At 64.1% G+C, this 19,246-nt stretch carries 17 protein-coding genes; 9 read left to right on the forward strand and 8 right to left on the reverse strand.

Annotation, left to right across the window (positions count from 1 at the left end):
- Positions 1-121: 121 nt before the first annotated feature.
- The 3 genes from AC2FAN_RS08350 to AC2FAN_RS08360 all read left to right on the forward strand — a co-directional run bounded on the left by AC2FAN_RS08350 (position 122) and on the right by AC2FAN_RS08360 (position 4,666).
- Positions 122-2,989 carry a right-handed parallel beta-helix repeat-containing protein gene (locus AC2FAN_RS08350; RefSeq protein WP_485173375.1) on the forward strand — a complete coding sequence of 956 codons (2,868 nt, stop codon included), beginning with the start codon at positions 122-124 and terminating at the stop codon, positions 2,987-2,989.
- Positions 2,990-3,124: 135 nt separating this feature from the next.
- Complete coding sequence (locus AC2FAN_RS08355) at positions 3,125-3,781, forward strand: class I SAM-dependent methyltransferase (protein ID WP_265051302.1); 657 nt, start codon at positions 3,125-3,127, stop codon at positions 3,779-3,781.
- 219 nt (positions 3,782-4,000) lie between these two features.
- The gene (locus AC2FAN_RS08360; RefSeq protein WP_265051301.1) at positions 4,001-4,666 is read left to right on the forward strand and encodes a glycosyltransferase family 2 protein; all 666 of its coding nucleotides are present in this window, start codon (positions 4,001-4,003) and stop codon (positions 4,664-4,666) included.
- Here the strand turns inward: AC2FAN_RS08360 and AC2FAN_RS08365 are convergent.
- On the reverse strand, positions 4,652-5,359 hold the full coding sequence (locus AC2FAN_RS08365) for a Crp/Fnr family transcriptional regulator (RefSeq protein WP_485173376.1): 708 nt from the start codon (positions 5,357-5,359) through the stop codon (positions 4,652-4,654). The genes AC2FAN_RS08360 and AC2FAN_RS08365 overlap by 15 nt on opposite strands.
- Before the next feature lie 360 nt (positions 5,360-5,719).
- Here AC2FAN_RS08365 and AC2FAN_RS08370 point away from each other — a divergent pair, with 360 nt between their 5' ends.
- The 6 genes from AC2FAN_RS08370 to AC2FAN_RS08395 all read left to right on the forward strand — a co-directional run bounded on the left by AC2FAN_RS08370 (position 5,720) and on the right by AC2FAN_RS08395 (position 10,952).
- A complete protein-coding gene (locus AC2FAN_RS08370) occupies positions 5,720-6,277 on the forward strand; it encodes a methanogen output domain 1-containing protein (protein WP_485173377.1) in 558 nt (185 codons plus the stop codon).
- Positions 6,267-7,430, forward strand: a complete 1,164-nt coding sequence (locus AC2FAN_RS08375) for a sensor histidine kinase (protein WP_485173378.1) — start codon at positions 6,267-6,269, stop codon at positions 7,428-7,430. The genes AC2FAN_RS08370 and AC2FAN_RS08375 overlap by 11 nt, the downstream gene beginning before the upstream one ends.
- Positions 7,427-8,086: a response regulator gene (locus tag AC2FAN_RS08380; protein WP_265051297.1), complete on the forward strand. Its 660-nt coding sequence runs from the start codon at positions 7,427-7,429 to the stop codon at positions 8,084-8,086. Before AC2FAN_RS08375 ends, AC2FAN_RS08380 begins: the two co-directional genes overlap by 4 nt.
- A gap of 124 nt (positions 8,087-8,210) precedes the next feature.
- On the forward strand, positions 8,211-9,077 hold the full coding sequence (locus tag AC2FAN_RS08385; protein ID WP_485173379.1) for a LuxR C-terminal-related transcriptional regulator: 867 nt from the start codon (positions 8,211-8,213) through the stop codon (positions 9,075-9,077).
- A 217-nt stretch (positions 9,078-9,294) separates the two neighbouring features.
- On the forward strand, positions 9,295-10,110 hold the full coding sequence (locus tag AC2FAN_RS08390; RefSeq protein ID WP_265051295.1) for a LuxR C-terminal-related transcriptional regulator: 816 nt from the start codon (positions 9,295-9,297) through the stop codon (positions 10,108-10,110).
- 29 nt (positions 10,111-10,139) lie between these two features.
- On the forward strand, positions 10,140-10,952 hold the full coding sequence (locus tag AC2FAN_RS08395) for a glycosyltransferase family 2 protein (RefSeq protein WP_485173380.1): 813 nt from the start codon (positions 10,140-10,142) through the stop codon (positions 10,950-10,952).
- Positions 10,953-11,166: 214 nt separating this feature from the next.
- Here the strand turns inward: AC2FAN_RS08395 and AC2FAN_RS08400 are convergent, their stop codons facing one another.
- The 7 genes from AC2FAN_RS08400 to AC2FAN_RS08430 all read right to left on the reverse strand — a co-directional run bounded on the left by AC2FAN_RS08400 (position 11,167) and on the right by AC2FAN_RS08430 (position 19,230).
- A complete protein-coding gene (locus tag AC2FAN_RS08400; RefSeq protein WP_485173381.1) occupies positions 11,167-11,895 on the reverse strand; it encodes an SDR family oxidoreductase in 729 nt (242 codons plus the stop codon).
- On the reverse strand, positions 11,892-13,547 hold the full coding sequence (locus AC2FAN_RS08405) for an FGGY-family carbohydrate kinase (RefSeq protein ID WP_485173382.1): 1,656 nt from the start codon (positions 13,545-13,547) through the stop codon (positions 11,892-11,894). The genes AC2FAN_RS08400 and AC2FAN_RS08405 overlap by 4 nt, the downstream gene beginning before the upstream one ends.
- Position 13,548: 1 nt before the next feature.
- Positions 13,549-14,988, reverse strand: coding sequence for an FAD-dependent oxidoreductase (locus tag AC2FAN_RS08410; RefSeq protein ID WP_485173383.1), 1,440 nt, complete (start codon positions 14,986-14,988; stop codon positions 13,549-13,551).
- Between the two features lie 75 nt (positions 14,989-15,063).
- On the reverse strand, positions 15,064-16,359 hold the full coding sequence (locus tag AC2FAN_RS08415) for an ABC transporter substrate-binding protein (protein ID WP_485173384.1): 1,296 nt from the start codon (positions 16,357-16,359) through the stop codon (positions 15,064-15,066).
- A 23-nt stretch (positions 16,360-16,382) separates the two neighbouring features.
- Positions 16,383-17,216, reverse strand: coding sequence for a carbohydrate ABC transporter permease (locus AC2FAN_RS08420; RefSeq protein WP_485173385.1), 834 nt, complete (start codon positions 17,214-17,216; stop codon positions 16,383-16,385).
- A complete protein-coding gene (locus tag AC2FAN_RS08425; protein ID WP_485173386.1) occupies positions 17,206-18,081 on the reverse strand; it encodes a carbohydrate ABC transporter permease in 876 nt (291 codons plus the stop codon). Before AC2FAN_RS08425 ends, AC2FAN_RS08420 begins: the two co-directional genes overlap by 11 nt.
- Positions 18,082-18,132: 51 nt before the next feature.
- Positions 18,133-19,230, reverse strand: coding sequence for a LacI family DNA-binding transcriptional regulator (locus AC2FAN_RS08430; protein WP_485173387.1), 1,098 nt, complete (start codon positions 19,228-19,230; stop codon positions 18,133-18,135).
- Positions 19,231-19,246: the final 16 nt, after the last annotated feature.

Here is a 19,246-nt window from a genome sequence, read left to right on the forward strand (position 1 = left end):
GGTGGACGGGTGCCGAGGCCGAGGGTGTGGCTACCCCCAAAGCCCATCCTGCTTCGAATCGCCCGCGCGCTAGTCTGGCCTGGTGGCGGCCGCGATCGCGGACGCATGACGGGAGCGGATCGTGGCCGAGGCGTCATCAATACAGGCGGCCGGTGTTTCCGATCGGCGAGCGACCGATCGCTATTTCCCGATCCTCGCCCTCGGCTTCGCCGGATATGTCCTTTTTGGAAAGAGCTTCGCCTATCTCGGCGTGCCGCCGCTCTTCATGGGCGAGATGCTGTTTGTTCTCGGCATCCTGGCATTCCTGGCTTCCGGCTGCGCAACCTCGCTTCTCGCCACGATCCCCGCTATCAGCGCCGCCCTGCTCATGGGTTGGGTTCTGCTGCGAACTCTTCAGGGGATCGGCACCTACAAGGTCGATGCGTTGCGTGACGGAGCTGTCGCGCTTTATGCCGGCTTTGCCTTCATCGTGGCGGCATTGCTGGTCGAACGCCCGGCGAGACTTGCCCAGATCGTCGGCTATTTCAGGATTCACGCGCGCATCATCATCCCGATTGCCATCGTGGCCTATCTGGTCGCGCGGTTCGCCGGCACCTCGATTCCAAAGCTTCCCGGGCAGGATGTCGAAATCATCTCCGTCCGGTCGGGAGAGCTGGCCGCCCATCTCTGCGGCGCACTCGTGCTCGTCCTCCTGGGGCTCTGCAAAGTCAGGCGTGCCTGGCTCGTGGTTTCCATCGCGGCGGCTCTGCTCATCGCCAGCCAAAGCCGCGGCGGAATGCTTGCCCTGATGATTCCACTGGTCTTCGCGATGGTGTTCACGGGACAGCTGCGCCGCTTCGCCACGATCGGCGGTCTCATCGCCGTCGTCATGTGCGCGGCGTATGCGGCCGATCTCGAGATCGATCTGCCCAGGGGCGAGAGGCCGATCAGCGCCCGCGCGGTGATCGACAACGTCGCCAGCATCGCCATGCCCAGCGACGCCAACAATCTCGACGGCACCAAGCAATGGCGGCTACGCTGGTGGGAAGCCATCCGCAACTATACCCTCCACGGGTCCTATTTCTGGACGGGCAAGGGCTTCGGCGTGAATCTGGCGGAAGCGGACGGCTTCGTCGTCGGCCTCGAGCGCGGCGGCCCGACACTGCGCAGCCCCCACAGCGTCCACATGACCTATCTCGCCAGAGGCGGGGTGCCGGGGCTGGCGCTTTGGGTGCTGACCTTCACCAGCTGGATCGTGGCGCTGCTGCGCATCGCGCGCGCCGCCTGGCTGCGCGGAGACCGGGACTGGTCGCGCTACTTCATCTTCCTCGTCTGCTATCTGGCCGCGATCATCATCGATGCCTCCTTCGACGTCGCCCTCGAAGGGCCGATGCTCGGCATTCCCTTCTGGATCATCTTCGGCATCGGCCTCGGCTCCCTGATGATCTATCGGGGCATGCATGTGATAGACGCCCCCGCCTCTCCCCGTCCGGCGCTTCGCAACGGCGCGCGCATCGCAGGCGCTGCCACGCTGCTTGCGGCGGCTTGCCTGAGCGGCGGCCGCCCGTCCGAAGCCGCCGAAAGCACGGCATGTCCAGCTGCGGCGATCCCGGTTCCGGTCGGCTCGTCCATTCAGGCGCTCGTCACCAAGGCGCCGACGGGAGCGACATTCTGCATCGGCGCAGGGACACACCGGGCACAGCTCATCGCCCCGAAGGATGGACAGACCTTCATCGGCGAGCCCGGCGCGACCCTGAGCGGGGCCGAGCTGATCACCGATATGCGGCAGGAAGGGCGCTTCTGGATGGGATCAGCCGTGAAACTGGACATCCGCCCGTTCGGCACCTGCCTGAAGTCTCGCCCGCGCTGCAACGATGCGGAGCGCTTCTTTCTCGATGATCAGCCGCTGGAGCCTGTCTCCGCTCTCGCCGATCTGCGACCCGGCGCAGTGTTCCAGGATGCTCTGATGAGCCGCTTCTATCTCGCAGACGATCCCCGCGGCCGCAGGCTCGAACGCACGCTCCAGCCCTACGCTTTCCGCAATGACGGGGCGCGCAACGTCACCGTCAAAGGGCTGATCGTGGAGAAATATGCGACGCCGGCCCAGCAGGGCGCGATCTACGGCGACGAGGATCGGCGGGCAACCGACTGGCTGATCGAAGGCAACGAGGCTCGCTTCAACAGCGGATCGGGAATCGCGACGGGCGACAGGAGCGTCGTTCGCGGCAACAAGGTCCACCATAATGGTCAGCTCGGAATCTCGCCCAACGGCGTCGATGTCGTGATCGAGGACAACGAGATCTACGAGAACAACATCTTCGGTTTCGACGCCGCCTGGGAAGCCGGCGGCGTCAAGGCGGGGGCGGTGGAGCGCCTGACGCTGCGCCGCAACCATGTCTACGACAATTTCGGCTCGGGCCTGTGGTGCGATGTCGACTGCCGCAACATCCTGATCGAGGACAACCGGGTCGAGCGCAACGCCGATGCCGGTATCTTCTACGAGATCAGCTTCGACGCGATCATCCGCAACAATATCGTCGGCCTCAACGGCACGGGGCTGGGCGGCCAGCAAGGGAGCGCCTGGATCTGGGGAGCCGGCATCCAGATCGCCGCCTCACAGGGCGTCGAGGTCTACGGCAACACCGTCACCGTGGCGGAAGGCAGCGCCGGCATCGTGCTGGTCGATCAGGGCCGCGAGCGGATCGATCGGCCAGCTCGCGCGGCGGGCGCCGGAAAGACGTTCTACAGGACCGCCGGCAACAGCGTCCATGACAACGAAGTCATCTACAACGGGCGGGCTGGTATCTCCGGCGGCGCCAGCGACGTCGCAAGATTGAATCCGAATTTCGGGATCATCGAAACCGGCGGCAACCGTTTCGACCGGAACACCTATGTGCTGCGCCTGGCGGCTGCATCGCCCGCCTTCATCTGGGGGCACGGCGCGATCTCCTATGAGAGATTCCGCAATCTCGGCCAGGAGGCGAACGGCCAGCTCGTTCGCCCGAAATAACCTCGGGCCTCGCGAACCTACCCCTGACGGCGTAGTCCGGACGCTTGAAGCATCTAGTCCTTGGAGACGCGGCCCGAACACGCGTACGCGGGTAGAATTCGGCGCCGAGAACCGACATCGCGAGGTCCGAACCCCATGAACATGATACCGCGATCGTTCCGTCGCTCGCACTTCCGGGAGGAGCGGTTCAAGACCCATGTCCTGCCCATCATCGAGGGGTTGATCAGGGAGCGGGGGTCGTGCCGGATTCTCGATCTCGGAGGAGATGCGGAATACTGGCAGTACGATATCCCGGCCTCGGGCGTCGAGATCTGCATCCTGAACATCGAAGCGCGCGAAGATCCCGCCGACCGGCGATTTCGCTTCGTCCAGGGGGATGCCCGCGACGTCGCGCAATTCGACGATCTCAGCTTCGACTTCGTCCACTCCAATTCGTTGATCGAGCATGTAGGCCGCTGGGAGGACATGAAGCGCGTCGCCGCCGAGATCAGGCGGCTTGCACCGTGCTACTACGTCCAGACACCGAACTTCTGGTTCCCTCTCGACCCGCACAGCAACGCGCCGTTGATGCACTGGCTGCCCCAGCCGCTGCAGCGGCGCCTGGTCTCGACGAAGGCTCGCGGCTTCTACGCCAAGGCGACCTCCCTCGACCACGCCATGCGGATCGTGGAAGGCACCTCGATGCTCGACCGGGCTCAGATCACCGAGCTCTTCCCGGATGCGCGGATTCTGACGGAAAACGTCCTTTTCCTCTCCAAATCGCTGATCGCCATCAGGAGCCCGGATGCCTGAGAGCGGGACGCCACAATGAGGTGCGATTTCGTTTTCCTGGCCTTGGCCAGGAATTGTGCCGAGACGATCCCGCGCTTCCTCGATCTGTTGGAAGCGTTGCGCTCCGAGGGATTGAGCGTAGCCGCCTTCGTTGGCGAGAATGGCTCGCGTGACGGGACGCGGGCACTGCTTCAACGTGCCGAGGCAGACGGGCAACTCGTGCTGGTGCCGACGCCTTTCATGGCGGACGAGCCCGATCGGCTCAAGCGGATGGCTCTCGGCCGCGAGCGGATCAAGACGGAATGCGAGGCCTCGAACCTCAAGCCCGATGTCGTCTGCGTTCTCGACATCGACAACGTCATCGCCCGGCCGCCTTCCGTCGCAGCACTGCTCAAAGCCGCATCCAAGCTCGATCGGCCGGGCGTTTTCGGCGTGTCAGCGACGTCGCGACCCCATTATTATGATCTCCTGGCATTTCAGGACGAATGCAGATCATTCGATACGCTGCTGGACGATCTGGCGGAGAGTCGGGGCAATATCTTCAGCTATTATCGCTTCTTTTGTTCGCGAATCTATCCGCACCAGCGGGCGCTCACCGTCGATCGCGAGATCGCGTGCTCGTCGACCTTCAATGGCTTGTGCCTCTATCGCGCGCCTGTCTATCGGCTGGGAAGCTATCTCGGGGACGGACCGAGCATCTGCGAGCACCTGACCCTCAACCGCCGCCTCGCGGGCATGACCGGCGGGAAGATGCTGATCGACCCCGGCCTGATCCTTCCCACGCCCATCGACCATTCCGAGCAAAGTTTCCTGCCGTTCGTCTGGCGACGGCTTCGAAAACTGATTGCCTCCGCAGCGCCTCAGACCGTTTTCAGGACCGAACCCACGACCTCAACCCTGCGGTGAGGGCGCGTCATCCTCGTCCGTAATCGCGAGGTCATGGAGATTGTCCCTCAGGACCACGCTCAGGAGCGAATTATGAACCTCGATGCGACCGTTGTCTGAAATGAACCCCAGTCGCTTGAACTTGTTCATGAAGCGAGCGACACGCGAGCGCGTCGAGCCTATCATTTCCGCCAGTGTTTCCTGGCTGATCTCGCCAATGATCGGCTGAGGCGCTCCCTCCTTGCCGAAATTGGCAAGAAGCAACAGGAGGCGGGCGAGCCGCCTTTCGCTTGAGTTAAAGAGCTGATCTATCAGATCTGCTTCCATTCTGATGTTGCGGGCAAGAAGGTGGGACGTAAAGGCGCCTGCAGCGGCGCGATTTTCTTGCAAAACACGGACTATCGTGGCTCTTTCAACCCTAACGATACTGCTGTCCGTCAACGCGGCAGCAGTCGCGATCCTTACCTCCTGCCCTGCCAAACAGCCTTCGCCAAAGAAATCGCCGGCCCTGAGGATCGCCACGACAGCCTCTTTTCCATGGGCCGACACGGTTGAGATTCTGATCTCCCCGTCATGTATAAAATAAATCGAATCCGCTGGCTCTCCTTGCGAATAGATCACGGAACCCGACTCTGGATACTGCTCGGCGCCGCCATCATAAGATAAATCGATTAATAATTTTCCGTAAGATTTATTATTATTTTTAATAATCATACGAATTTTCCTGAATGGCATATCACGAGCAATAATATACCACACTGCGGCAATAGTAATCCTACGCTGCCGCACAACATTTCGATATCACGTTTTCGTCAACGGCGCGCCTTCCATCGAAAATTGTCCGTTCCCTCTATTTCTCTATAAAAAAGACGTAAAAATACACCGGACACAGGCCGAATATTATGGTAGCATCTAGATGCGGCCCTACAGAAGGGCGGGTCTAACTTGGGTCAGGCACGATCAGAGTTCGGCGTCCTCGCGCCTTCGAACCCCGAAGGCGGCGGATCGTCATTGCAAATTCCACCACCTGTACGCTCGTCTCCACCCACCAATCTGCGCAGGAGGGGCGCTGGAGTGAATACGTCTGCTGCCGAAGCGTCATCAAAGACCATAAGCTCGCTTGATATCGCCTACGACAATCATCGTCTTTTCGACGCGCTGGTCGCCGGCATGGCGGATCTGCTCGAAAAAACCGCCGGCCTGGACGATGCGTCGATCTTCATCGGCAGTATCGCGACCGAGTTGGGAGCCGAGATCGAGAAGCAATACAGGACGACGCTGGGAAGACACCGCCTCAGTCCCGAGCAACTTCCGCTCGTTTTGGTCGATCTGGCCAATCGCGCCGGTGGGGCGTTCTTTATCATTGAGGAGAACGAAGATCGCATCGTTCTGGGCAACGGGGCCTGCCCTCTGGGGGATGCGGTTCGCAACCATCCGTCGCTCTGCATGCTGACGTCGAACATATTCGGTCGCATGGCCGCGAACACAGTCGGCTCCGCGGCCGTCGACCTCGAACAGACGATTGCGACCGGGGCGGCCGGATGCCGGGTGGTCATCCATCTCAACCGCAAAGGGCTGCGGCTGGACACCACGGAATACCTTCGCGACGACGCAACTGCCGATGCAGACTGATTTGGACATCCACGCCTGTTTCGACCCATCGATGATCGCCCTGAGCGACGGCCGCATCCGTGCACTCAATCGCGCGGCACGCTCGATCTTCCCTCTCGCAACCTCGACATTCTCGCTGTTCGACATTTGCGCCGACCCGGCCGAAATGCTGCGAAGATATCTCGTTCGCTGCTCGGGCTCTCGCCAGCCGGTGATGGAAAAAGTCAGCCTCACCGGGCCGGGGGGGATCGTCAACTATCGCTGCTTCGGCAGCGCCATCACCACCCGGCGACGCGGTCGTCCTTCCACCCTCCTGTTGCGTCTCTCACCCGTGCTCGACCCCCGGCTGTCGGCCCAGGCGCAGCGGATGAGGAACGAGACGGGAGAGCGGCGCCTGGCGCTGGTGCTCGACCAGTTGGGGGAGCTGCGCAAGGACCGCCTGCGTCTGGTCGAGCAGTACTTTTTCGTCACCGAGGCACTGCGCGTCGTGGAGGCGCAAAAGCGCGAACTTCAGCAAGAGATCAAGCATATCCGCACCGACGAGCGCGAGCGCATCGCACAGGATCTGCACGACCATGTCGGACACGAGATGGTCGCCGTTCTCGCAGGGTTGAGGAAACTGCGCGATTCCGCGCACGGTTCAGCGCGAGCGCATCTCGATGGCATCACCATGCACGTCGCCGAGGTCGGCCGCCGCATTCATCGCGCCGTCGTGGGCGCCAGACCCCGGATCGTCGAAGAGCTCGGCCTGAGCCGGGCGCTCGAAGTCACCCTCGTTTCCTGTGCGACGGACGGGGCGCTGGACTTCTCCTTCACCACGAAGGGAGCGGTGCCCAAATTCCTGCCCGCGCCCGTTGAAAGCGCGCTTTATCGCGTGGCCCAGGAGGCGTTTACGAACGTGCTGAAGCATGCGCGCGGCGCGCGAAGGATCGACGTTGTCCTGGGAGGCAGCGCGACCTCCGTTTCGCTGACGATAACAGACAACGGCGCCGGCTACGCTCCAGAACTGCAACAGCGGGGGGAACTTTATGATACCGGCATCGGTTTGCTGGGAATGCAGCAGCGGATGCGCAGCATAGGGGGTGTGTTGCAGATCGAATCGCTCCCCGGACAAGGGACAACCGTCACCGCCCTCGCATCGCTGAACCGCGAGCAGCGGAGTGCGCCGTCATGACGGAACGGATCATTCTGGTCGATGATCACCCGGTTATCCTGACCGGGCTAGCGGCGTTGGTGCGCAGTCTCCCCGGGCTTGAACTGGTCGGGCAAGCCACTGTCGCCTCGCAGGCGCTTACGCTGGTTCGAGAGCAGAATCCCAACATCGTCGTTCTGGACATGGGGTTGCCAGGCATGAACGGCGTCGCATTGGCAGAGCGCATTCTCGAGAAGGCGCCTCACACGCGGATCGTCATGCTGACCCACTTTGAGGAACCGAGCTACGTGCAGAAGGCGCTGAGGACGGGCATCCGCGGCTACGTCCTCAAGTCATCGCCGAGCGACAAGATCGCGCAGGCCATCAAGACGGTCCAGAGCGGTGGCGTCTACATCGATTCCGAGCTCGAGGAGTTCCGCTCCGAATGGATTCGCAAGCTTGCGCAGAAGCCCGGCTCCGAATTGGAGACCCCCAATGGCAGCCTCACCAATCGCGAGTTGCAGGTCCTGCGTCTCGCAGCCGTCGGGCATTCCAACAAGGAGATCGCCCGCCGTATCGGGCTGGGCGTCAAATCGGTCGAGACCTATCGATACAGAGCCTGCAAGAAGCTCCTGCTGCACTCACGTCTCGACATCATCAGATACGGCGCCACCCATGGCTGGATCCTCGATATCTAGAGGCAATCGACCGAGCCATCCTCAGTCTGAGCTAGTGCGCCGGCTCTGGGAGTAACCAGCTTGGCGTCGGCGGAAATAAAACGCCAAGCGCAATGCGCCCCCCTGCCCGGAAGGGCGGGGCGACTTGGCGGCCCGTTCCCGCTACGACGATGCATGGGGAATTGGGAGTTTCGGTCCAGACGGAACCGCCGTCCGGGACCGAGCAAAGCGGCGCCAAAGAAGGCCGCGCCTCTCGATCGAAAGAGGGCGCCTGGATCGGCTGAACGCACCAATGGTCAGGATTCTCGTTGCCGACGAACACGCGCTTTATCGGACCGGTTTGCGCGTCATTCTGCAAGCCGCGTTGCCGGAGGCTGAGTTTCTGGAGGTTGCCGATCGCGCCGGCTTGATGCGCAGCCTGATGGAGGAACAGCCTATCGAACTCGCGCTCGTCAGCCTCAACCTGACAGGCTCTACCGATCCGGGTGTCATCTGGGACTTCAAGCGCGCTTCCATAACTACGCGCTACGTCATCATCGCGACGGACTGCACCTTCGACCAGGTTCTCCATTTCATCGCCGAAGGTTTCCAAGGCTTCATTTCGAAGCTGCAGCGCGACGACGAAATCGTTCAATCGATCGAAGACGTTCTGGCCGGGCGCCTGTCGGTGCCGCGAGAACTCACGCCGTTCAGCTCCGCTGCGGAAGGCCAACCAGCACGAGACGTTCAGCAGCGCCGATCGAGCCAGCAACAGGGTCCGTTCGGCTTGACGCGGCGCCAGCGGGACGTTCTGATGCTGTTGGCGGACGGACTTTCGAACCGCGAGATCGCTCAGGCGCTCCATATCGCGGAGCCGACGACCAAAATCCATGTTTCGGCGTTGATGCGCGTTCTCAACGTCCGCAACCGAACGGAAGCTGCAGTTCTCGCTCGCGATTTGCTGCGGACCTTCCAAAACGGCCCGGAAGGCCGGGACGGGGCCAGGCCCAACAAGGCCGGCCCGCGCGGGTGATTTCCCAACGCATTTAATCTGAAATTTCTTTGTAAGGTTTACCCTTACGAGGATCGTATTCTCCTGACAGGACGAACACGTCCGAGTGAACTAATTATTAATGATGACCTAGGGTCATGAAAGCGATGGTTGGCGGTCTTCGGTCTCTAAATGGGTAGCACATGCGATGTTCTCGGTTATCTGACTAATTCTGAAACCGAGTCAGTTACGTGCGCAAATGACGATCAAGGCTTTTTTCCGTAGTTCGCTCTCGTTTCGTGTCGAGTGGATGGAGAGTACGATGCCTGAACTTATCGAGACCGCCGTTCTAAGTGACAACGCTCTGCTGAGAGAAGGAATTACACAACTGCTGAGCGGCGCGCGGTTCCATGTGAGCCAGAGATCCGCAAGTCTCGATCTTCAGAAGTACGAAAACGGCCAGAGATCCCCCGACCTCTTCATCGTCGTCATCGACGACATGTCCTGTTCGATCCTCGGTGACATCAAAAGGCAGTTCAAAAACGCCAAGATCGTAGCCCTCGCCCTCCGCGACAATCGCGAGTTGATGCGGCGCGCCGTACAGCTCGGCGCCGTCGGCTATCTCGTCGAATCCGTATCCGCGCAGGATCTCATCATGTCGCTGGAGGTCGTCATCGCGAACGGTGCCGTCTTCCCACCCGAACTCCTGTCACAGCTTTCCGAAGTTGCGGTCGAACCGCAGCGCCTTCTCCAAGGCGTGCAGCGCAGGGCCGACGGGTCTCCGTTCTCGGGCCTTTCCGGCCGGGAGGTGAGCATCCTGGAAGGGCTCATGCTGGGCGAATCCAACAAGGTCATCGCGCGCAAGCTGCAGATCGCCGAGGCGACCGTGAAGGTGCATGTGAAGGCGATCTTGCGAAAGGTGCGTGTCAGAAACCGGACCCAGGCAGCCATGTGGGCAATGCAGAACGCGGCCTCCCAGATCCCGGTCCTCGACGAGCACGACATCGGCGGCGACGAGACGCTCCCGATGATCGCAACGAGGCCGGAAGCGATGCTTTCGCCTCAGCTCTCGTGACACGGTCAGCGTAAACGGGGAGCCGCTCCATGATCGTGACTATCGTGACTCCGACGCTCAATGCGGTCGAGTATCTGAAAGAATGTATCGAGTCGGCGCGCAGAAACACGACGAAGGATATTGAAATCGAGCATGTGATCGTCGACGGCGGCAGCACCGACGGCACTGTCGAGTTAGCCCGCAGCTACGGGCTGCGGGTCCTCCAAGGCAAGGACAGCGGGATATTCGACGCCATCAACAAGGGCTCGTTCGACTCTTCGGGCGAGTTGCTGGGCTTCCTTGGAGCCGATGACGTGATGCTCGATGGCGCATCGGCCGCGGTGGTCCAGGCCTATCGGAAGAGCGGCCGGCGCTGGGTCGTCGGTGGCATCAAATGGACGGACTCGAAGGGGCACAGCCTGGGCCGCCTTGCAGCTCCTCCGAACTGGATGACCCCGGCGATGCTGGTCAGCCTCGGCTGGAATCCCATCATGCATATGGGAACCTATTTCTCGCGGAGTTTCTTCGAGGAACTCGGTGGTTTCAACATCACCTACAAGGACTCGGGCGATTACGAGATGTTCTGCCGGGCCCTGACCAAGGCCCCCTACGGCCGGATCGATCAAACGCTGGCCTGCTTTCGGCGGACGGGAATGAACAACAGTGCGATCCACGGAAGTCGCACAGCCGCCGAATGGGCGAGAATCCTTGCTGAGCACGGACCATCGTCGAACGCGCAGCGCGTGTTCTGGCGCTGTCTCCTGAAGGGCTATTTCAACCTCGGCAACCCCGACTGGCTGCTGGCGAAGATGGCCGATTCGACCAGAACGACGCTAAAACTTCAGCCGAAGCCGCATTTCTGAGGTTCTTGGGGTTTGGCGGAGCGGCCGGGCGCCATGGCGTCCGGCCCAATTCCCAGAGTGTCGCTGGTAAACGCCACCCCGTATCCTCTCCACGCGTTAATCAGACAGCGTGCTGTTTCGCCGGGAAAAGCGCGCCATTTCCGGTTCGGCCCCCTATGTCTTTCGGCGCTGTGACCGCTTTTTCACCCCCGGCTGTGCCGAAGCAGGGCGTTTCTCACAGATCCGTGCTCTGGGGCAGAATCACGAGGTCACGGATCGTGACGTTGCGCGGGCGGGTCAGCATGAAATGCACGGCCTCGGCCACCTCCTCCGCCTCGATCAGGCCGCCACGGGCGCGCTCGGCCTCGAGCTTCTCCTGCGGCCAGTCGGCAATCAGGGCCGTCACGACAGGGCCGGGCAGGACCGCCCCGACGCGCAGCCCGTGCGGGATCACCTGCCGGCGCAGCGTGTGGACAAAGGCCTGCACTGCGTGCTTCGAGGCCGTATAGACCGGCTCCCAGACCACCGGCACGACGCCGGCCACCGAGCTGGTGACGAGGATGTCGCCGGTCTTGCGCGCGATCATATGCGGCAGCACGGCATGGATGCTGCGGAAGACCGCGTTGACGTTGAGGTTCAGCATGCGGTCCCAGGCGTCGGGATCGCCCTCGCTGACCGGCCCACCGACATAGGAACCGGCATTGGCATGAAAGATGTCGAGCTGCCCCGCCCTGTCGAGGATATCAGGCATCATGCCGGCGGCGGAGGCTGCATCGGTCAGGTCGACGACCAGCGGGATCGCTCCCGGCCCGAGAGGTTGGCAGACCTTTGCGAGAGTCTCGCGGTCGCGGTCGACGAGGACGACGCGGGCGCCGGCGGCGATCAGGCGTTTCGCACAGGCGAGCCCGATCCCCGAGGCGGCTCCGGTGATCGCTGCAACTTTCCCGGTCAGTTCCTGAGTCACGTCGGCGTCTCCGATCCGCATTGATCCCGGCTGCCGCGCATGAGTTCGCGTGCCTCGCGCGCGGCGGCCTGCAGTGTTTCGAATGCCGCGAAGCGGCGGTCGTGCAGCCGGGCGATCTCGTCGCCGGCGGGGGCGAAGACTCCGGCCTCCGGCGCCATCTCGACCATCGCCTGCGCAAGATCGGGGAATGCGCCGGCCGCCGTCGCGCCCAGCATGGCAGAGCCGAGCAGGACGGGATCAACGCCATCCGGCACGAGCACCGGCAACCCGGCGCAATCGGCGAGAAGCTGCCGGACGAGCGGATGGCGCCCGGCGCCGCCGCTGAGCACGATCGCCTCGATCACGGCGCCCTTGGCGCGGCTGGCCTCGACGATCTGCCGCAGCCCGTAGCCGATGCCGGTCAGGCCGGCGACATAGAGCGCGACGAGATCGTCGAGGTCGCGTTCCATGCCGAGGCCCGCGATCACGGCGCGCGCCTGCGGATCGGCATGGGGCGAGCGGTTGCCGAGAAAATCCGGCACCACGACGCGCCCCTGTGCGAGATGTACGGCTTCCGAAGCCTCGCCGGCCCGCAGCACCGCCTGCGTGGCAAGCCAATCCGGCAGCGAGAGGTTTTCAGCCATAGCCCGGCGCTGCGCTTCCGGCGCGGCCGGGTGGAAACCGATCAGCTGCTCGATCGCGGCGCCGGCACCGGACTGGCCGCCCTCGCTGAGCCAGAGGCCCGGCGCCATCGCGGAGAAATAGGGACCCCAGATTCCGGGAATGAAGATCGGCTCGCGACTGCTCGCCATGGTGCAGGCCGAGGTGCCGAAGACATAGGCCATGCGGGTCAGGGCCGTGCCATGGGGCGAGCGAACGCCGACCGAACCGACGCCGCCGGCATGGGCATCGATGAGACCGGCAGCGACGGCGGTTCCGGGATTCAGCCCGAGTTCGGCAGCCGCCTGCCCGGCGAGTCCGTTCCCGAGCGAAGTGCCGCCCGGAACGATCTCGGTCCCGATACGGGAAAAGCCGTCGTCGCCGAGATCGCCGAGCCCGATCTGACGGAAATAACCGGCATCCCAGCGTCCCTCATGGGCGAGATAGGTCCATTTGCAGGTCACGGTGCAGGTCGAGCGCGCCAGCGAACCGGTCGTGCGCCAGGTCAAATAGTCGGCGAGATCGAAGAACTGCCAGGCCGCGTCATATGTCGCCGGCAGCTTCTCCTTGAGCCAGAGCAGCTTCGGCGTCTCCATCTCCGGCGAGATCGTGCCGCCGACATAGGCGAGGACGGGATGGCGCGTCGCGTTGATGCGCTCCGCCTGAGCGAGCGCACGGTGGTCCATCCAGACGATGATGTCGCGGCTGGCGTCGCCATGCGGACCGACCGGCAGCGAGGCTCCGCCCGGCCCGAGCACCACCAGCGAGCAGGTCGCATCGAAGCCGATGCCGGCAATCGCTTCGGGCGTGAGCCCGGCCGCGGCCATGGCCTCGCGCACGCTTGCGCAGACGGCGCCCCAGATATCCTCGCTCGACTGCTCGGCGATATCAGGCCCGTCCCGATGGAGCGCGATGTCGCGCTTGCCCGTCGCGACCATGCGGCCGCGCCGGTCGAAGATGCCGGCGCGCGCGCTGCCGGTGCCGACATCGATGCCGATGAAGTGCCCGGTCATCTCAGGCTGCGGCGCGGTTCGGCGGTCCGGCCCGCGTGCCGTCCGGGTTGCGCAGATAGACGCCGCTCTCCAGCTGCTGCCGGCGCAGTTCGTCGATGTCGATCTCGGCAGGCGGGCGGTTGCCGCGTACGGAGATCTTGGCGGCACGCCCGGCCGCCTCGCCCATCGCCATGCAGGTCGCCATCACGCGGATCGCGCCCATCGCCTCATGCGTCGCCGAGATGCTGCGGCCGGCGACCAGCAGGTTGCCGATCTTCTGCGGGACCAGCGAACGATAGGGGATGTCGTAGCAGTCGCCGCACCAGATCAGCGTGCAGCCATCGTCGGAGGGGCGATGGATGTCGATCGGATAGCTCGCCACCGCAATCGCGTCGTCGAAATGCTTGCAGGCCAGCACATCCTCCTGCGTCATCACATATTGGCCGACGATGCGGCGCGTCTCGCGGATGCCGAGGAAGGGCGCGGTCTTGGTGAAATAGGCCTTCTCGAAGCCCGGCACATAGCCGACGAGATAGGCAACGATGTCGTCGATCTGGGCGCGGCCCTCGATCTCGCCCTTGGTCAGGCTGCGGGCATCGGTGCCATCAGTGCCCTTGACGCGGGTCATGTTGATCCAGACCTCGCCCTTCTTCAGGCCGGTGATGATGATGGTGCGCTCATTGGCGATCTTCAGCCCGCGTTCGGCCTTGGCCTTGGCCATGAGCTCGCGCATGCCGACGACGATGAACTGCCGGTTCTGGCCGAAATACTCCGCCGGAATGAAGTCGGTCAGGTAGGTGCGCGCCTCGGGCGGGGCGTTGGCTATGCTCATCCGCAGCGCGTCGGTATCGACGCCGGCGAGGCAGAACATCAGCGTCGGCGGCTGCATGCCGCCCTCCGCATTCCCCTTCTCGGTCGGCACGCCGGCGCTGTAGGCGACATCGGCATCGCCGCTGCAATCGATCACGACCTTGGCGAGGATCGCGGTACGGCCGCTCTTGCTCTCGGTGATGACGCCGCGGATCGTGTCGTTCTCGACCAGTGCGCCGGCAAAGAAGGTGTAGAACAGCACGTCGACGCCGGCTTCCGTCAGCATCTCCAGCGCCACGGTCTTCACCGCCTCGGGCTCGACCAGTGTAATGCCCATATGCAGCGGGCAGGGCCGGTGCTCGCTGGCACCGTCACGCTCCTTGCGGAGCCGCTCGATGAACTTCTGCGGCAGGCCGTCGATGATCTGGTTGCCCTTCTGGCCGAGGAAGCCGAGCACCGGCAGGCCGATCGTCATGTTGCCCCCGACGAAGCTGCGGCTTTCGATGAGCCCGACGCGCAGGCCATCCTCGACCGCGGCCAGTGCCGCCGTGATGCCGGACGGCCCGCCGCCGACGACGAGCACGTCGTACTCGGCCGAGACGGGAATGGAGCGTGCCGGCTCCTCGATGAAGCGGGTCGATGCGGTCGACATGGCAGAGGTCCTTCAGGTGGAACGAGTTCAGCAGGTCGGCTGCGGAGCTGCCCGCCCCGCAGCCTTGTGGCGTGATCAGGCGGGCATCATCGGCTTGACGCGCTCGATGATGGCGGAGACCGCGTCCTTGACGGGCTTGCGGCCGAGCACGGCGAGCTGGACTTCCTCGAGGAAGGTCGCCTGGGCGCGCGCGGCTTCGGGGAAGGGCGGGAAGGCGCCGCGCGCCGTCGCCAGCACCTTCGCCTCAACGGCAGCAAGCGGGTTCTTGGCCTTCAGCCCTTCATCGGCATAGGTCGAGACGCGCACCGGGCCGTTGCCATTGATGGCCATGCCGAGCGTGACGCGCTTGCTCGACACCTCCTTAATGAAGCTCCAGGCCAGAGCCTTGTCCTTGGCATTCTTCGGGATCGACATCGCCCAGGCCTCGACGACCGAGGCCATCGGCACCTTGCCCTTGATCGTAGCCGAGCCGGGAAACTCGACCGCCTTGATCTTGCCGGGGAACTTGCTCTGCTCGGCATTGTTGAGCTGTGCTCCGCGCGCGAAGGGCAGCACGGTGAAGGCGGCACGGCCTTGCTGCAGCCAGGTGACCTGGTCGTCGTTCTTGGTCGTCGCGTAGCTGCGCGGCAGGCTGCCCGCCTCGAACATGGCGCGCAATGCGGCGAGCCCGCTCTCCATCGCCTCGCGGTTCGGCACCAGCTTGAGGTCGGGGCTGACGAAGTCGCCGCCATAGGCGCGGGCGAACATCACCGGGAAGACGGCGAGATCGCTCGCCAGCACCATGCCGGTGACCGGGGTGCCGGCCTTGGAGGTGAAGGTCGTCTTCTTCGCCTGCTCGATCAGCTCTTCCAGCGTCGTCGGCGGCGCGGTGATGCCGGCCTCCTCCAGCAGCGCCTCGTTGTAGAACAGCCCCTGCGTGGCGTGGCGGACGGGGATGCCTATCAGCTTGCCGTCGACCGTCATGCCCTGCACGAGGCCGGGCGCGATATCGCCGAAATCCTCGATCGCATCCTGCTTCTGATAGGCGTCGAGCGGCTCGAACAGTGCGGCGATCTGCGAGGTCGGCCGGTTGTCGATGAGATAGCCGACGCCGTATTCGGTCTCCTTCAGGCTGGCCTCCCGGAAGAGCCGGTCCTGCAGCGGGTTGGAGTCGAAGGTGGTGAAGGCGATCTCGGCGTCGTTGGCCTTGCGCCAGCCCGCCATCAGGTCGCCGTCGCCGGTGCCCAGCACGGTCTGGTGGACCTTGTGACTGAGCACGTTCAGCGTCTTGCCCGCGGCGAAGCCTGGACTTGCGGCGAGCGCGGCGGCGGCGCCTGCCGCTCCGGCCATGAAGCTGCGGCGGGTCACCTCTGTTGCGGATGTCTTCGGCATGGCTTCCTCCCTCTCGTGGTTGGCTACCCCTTCGTTGAGCCGGCGGTGAGGCCGGCCACGAGGTAGCGGTTCATGAAGACGACGAAGAGCAGGACGGGCACGAGCTGCACCGTCGAGGCGGCGAAGAGGATCCCCCAGTCGACGCCGTCGATGGAGCCGATCATCTCCGAGATCACCAGCGGCGCGGTCTTGGCCCGCGTCGCGGTGAAGATGAAGGCGAAGAGGAACTCGTTCCAGGAGAAGACGATCACGAAGACCGCGACGGCGAGCACGCCCGGCATCGCCAGCGGCGCGATGACCTTGCGCAGGATGGTCATGCGGCTGGCGCCGTCGATGGAGGCGGCCTCGTCGAGCTCGCGCGGAATCTGGTCCATGAAGGTGCGCATCAGCACCGTGCCGAGCGAGACGAAGAAGGTCGCGTAGAGCAGGATCAGGACGAGATGGGTGTCGCTGAGGCCGAGCGCGTTGACGATCGGGAACAGCGGCAGCGTCACCACGATCGGCGGGATCAGCCTGATGACGATCAGCCCGAGCAGGCTCGCGCCGAGCCAGCGCCCGGAGTTCCGTGAATAGACGTAACCGGCGCAGGCGCTGGCGACGATGGCGAGCAGCGTCGCGCCGACCGTGATCAGGAGGCTGTTCAAAAGGCCGTCGAAGAACACGCCCCAGGAGCGCCAGAGCTCGGTGTAGTGCTTCAGCGTCGGCATGAAGAGCCATTTCGGTGGCACGGCGAAGATGTCCTGCCCCGGCTTCAGCGACGACATCGCGATGAAGAGGATCGGGAACAGCGACCAGAACAGGATCGCGACGACGGCGAATGCCTTGCCCGCCCCGATGAGAAGGCGCTCAGTGCGCATGGGCGAGCCCTCCCCGCCTGAGCAGGAAGACATAGGCGCCGGCGAGCAGGAGCGACACCAGCACCATGATCCAGGCGGTGGCGGCGGCCGGGCCGAAAGCGTTGAAGCTGAAGGCCTCCTGATAGAGATAGATCGCGACCACCTCGGTCGAGCGCGCCGGGCCGCCCTTGGTCAGCAGCCACGCTTCCGAGAACAGGCGGAAGGCGAAGATGTAGCGGAAGAGCAGCGCGATCAGCATGGCAGGGCCAAGCAGCGGCAGCGTTACGCGCCGGAAGGCCTGCCAGCGCGTCGCGCCGTCGATGCGAGCGGCCTCGTAGAGTTCGGCGGGGATGGCGAGCCGCGCCGCGTAGACGATGATGAAAGTGAAGGGCAGGTGCAGCCACACGGTCAGGAGACCGATCAGGATCATCGCGTGCGAGGGCTCGAACGACCAGTCGAGCGTCGGCAGGCTGAGCGCCCGCAAGGCCAGCGTGACCGGGCCGGCATCGGGATCGAACAGGAAGCGCCACATCACCACGGCCGTGACTTCGCTGACGGCATAGGGGGCGAGCACGGCGACGAGCAGGAACCGGCGGAACGGCAGGCCGCTCGCAAAAAGCAACGCCATGCCGAGCCCGACGGCAAGCTCCAGATGGACGGCCACGACGACGAGAATGACGGTGTTCAGCAGCGCGCCGTGGAAGGCCGGGTCGGAGAGAACCCGCCAATAGTTCTGCAAGCCGACGAAGCTCGGCGCCTGGCCGAAGCTCGACGTGTTCAGGCTGAGCCACATCACATAGAACGACGGCAGCACGATCACGCTCAGGATGAGCAGGTGTACCGGCGCGAGCAGCGGCAGTATCCGTGCCGTTCTTTGAAGCTGCACTCTTTCCTCCAGGACTTCTTTCGATCCGGGCTCTGTCGGCCCGGTGATCTGTCAGTGCACGGCCTTGGGCGAAGCGGTTGGCATCTCCGGGTTCAGCAGCGGTTCGAGGTCGGGGGCATCGCGGCCATCCGCCTTGCCGGGTGCGAGATCGCGGACGGAGTCGCGGGCCTGCAGGCTGGTCTGCAGGACGATGTGTTCGGGCGCGGCATGGTCGCCCGACATGCGTCCTCGCAGGCGCCGCCAGGCGGCCTCGGCGATCTCCGCGATCGGCTGGCGGATCGCGGTGAGGCCGGTCTTCCGGGCGCTCATCCAGGGATAATCGTCGAAGCCGACGACGGAGACAGGATTGGGTATGTCGATCCGCAGCCGCGCCAGAGCCGACAAGGTGCTCAGCGTCGTGACGTTGGTCAGCGCGATGACGGCGCTCGGCTGCGGGTGCCGCTCGAGCCAGTGCAGGAAGATGCCGGCGCCTCGATCGGCATTGGAACCGAGTTCGATGACGGTCGGCTCGCGGCCGAGCGTCGCCCGGATCAGCTCGCAGGCGCCACCGACACGCTCGCGGATCGGGGAGATGCCGATGCTGGAGGCGGCGACGACAATGTCGCGATGCCCCTTGGCCAGCAGGTGCCGGGCGGCGATCTCGCCCGCTTCGCGATTGTCGATCGCCACCGTATCGACGACCGACCCTTCGGGAGCGACGCGGTCGGCGAAGACCATGGGCAGCCGGCCGATCTCTCCGAGCAGGATCTCGGGGACCGCGTCCGAGCAGGGCACGGCGATCAGCCCCGATGGCCTCCAGGCCAGCAAGGCGCGCAGCCGCGACTGCTCCAGCCCCAGATCGTCGCGCGAGCTTGAGACGATGATGTCGTAGCCATCCTTCTGCGCCATCACCTCGAGCTGGGAGACCAGAGAGGTGAAGAAGACGTCGTCGAGATCGGGAACGAGTACGCCGACCACGCGGGCCTGGCCCGAACGCAGCTGCGATGCGGCGCGGTCGACCTGATAGGACAATTCGCGCGCGGCCGCCTTCACCCGCTCCTGCAGGTCGGCGTTGACCGGTTTGCGGCCGCTGAAGACGTTCGAGACCGTCGCGATCGAGACGCCCGCCCGCGCTGCGACTTCCTTGATCGTGATGCGCTTGGCAGCCATCCCGCGATCGCCTGTT

Source organism: Allobosea sp. RIT-PG3_2 (genome assembly GCF_057321085.1).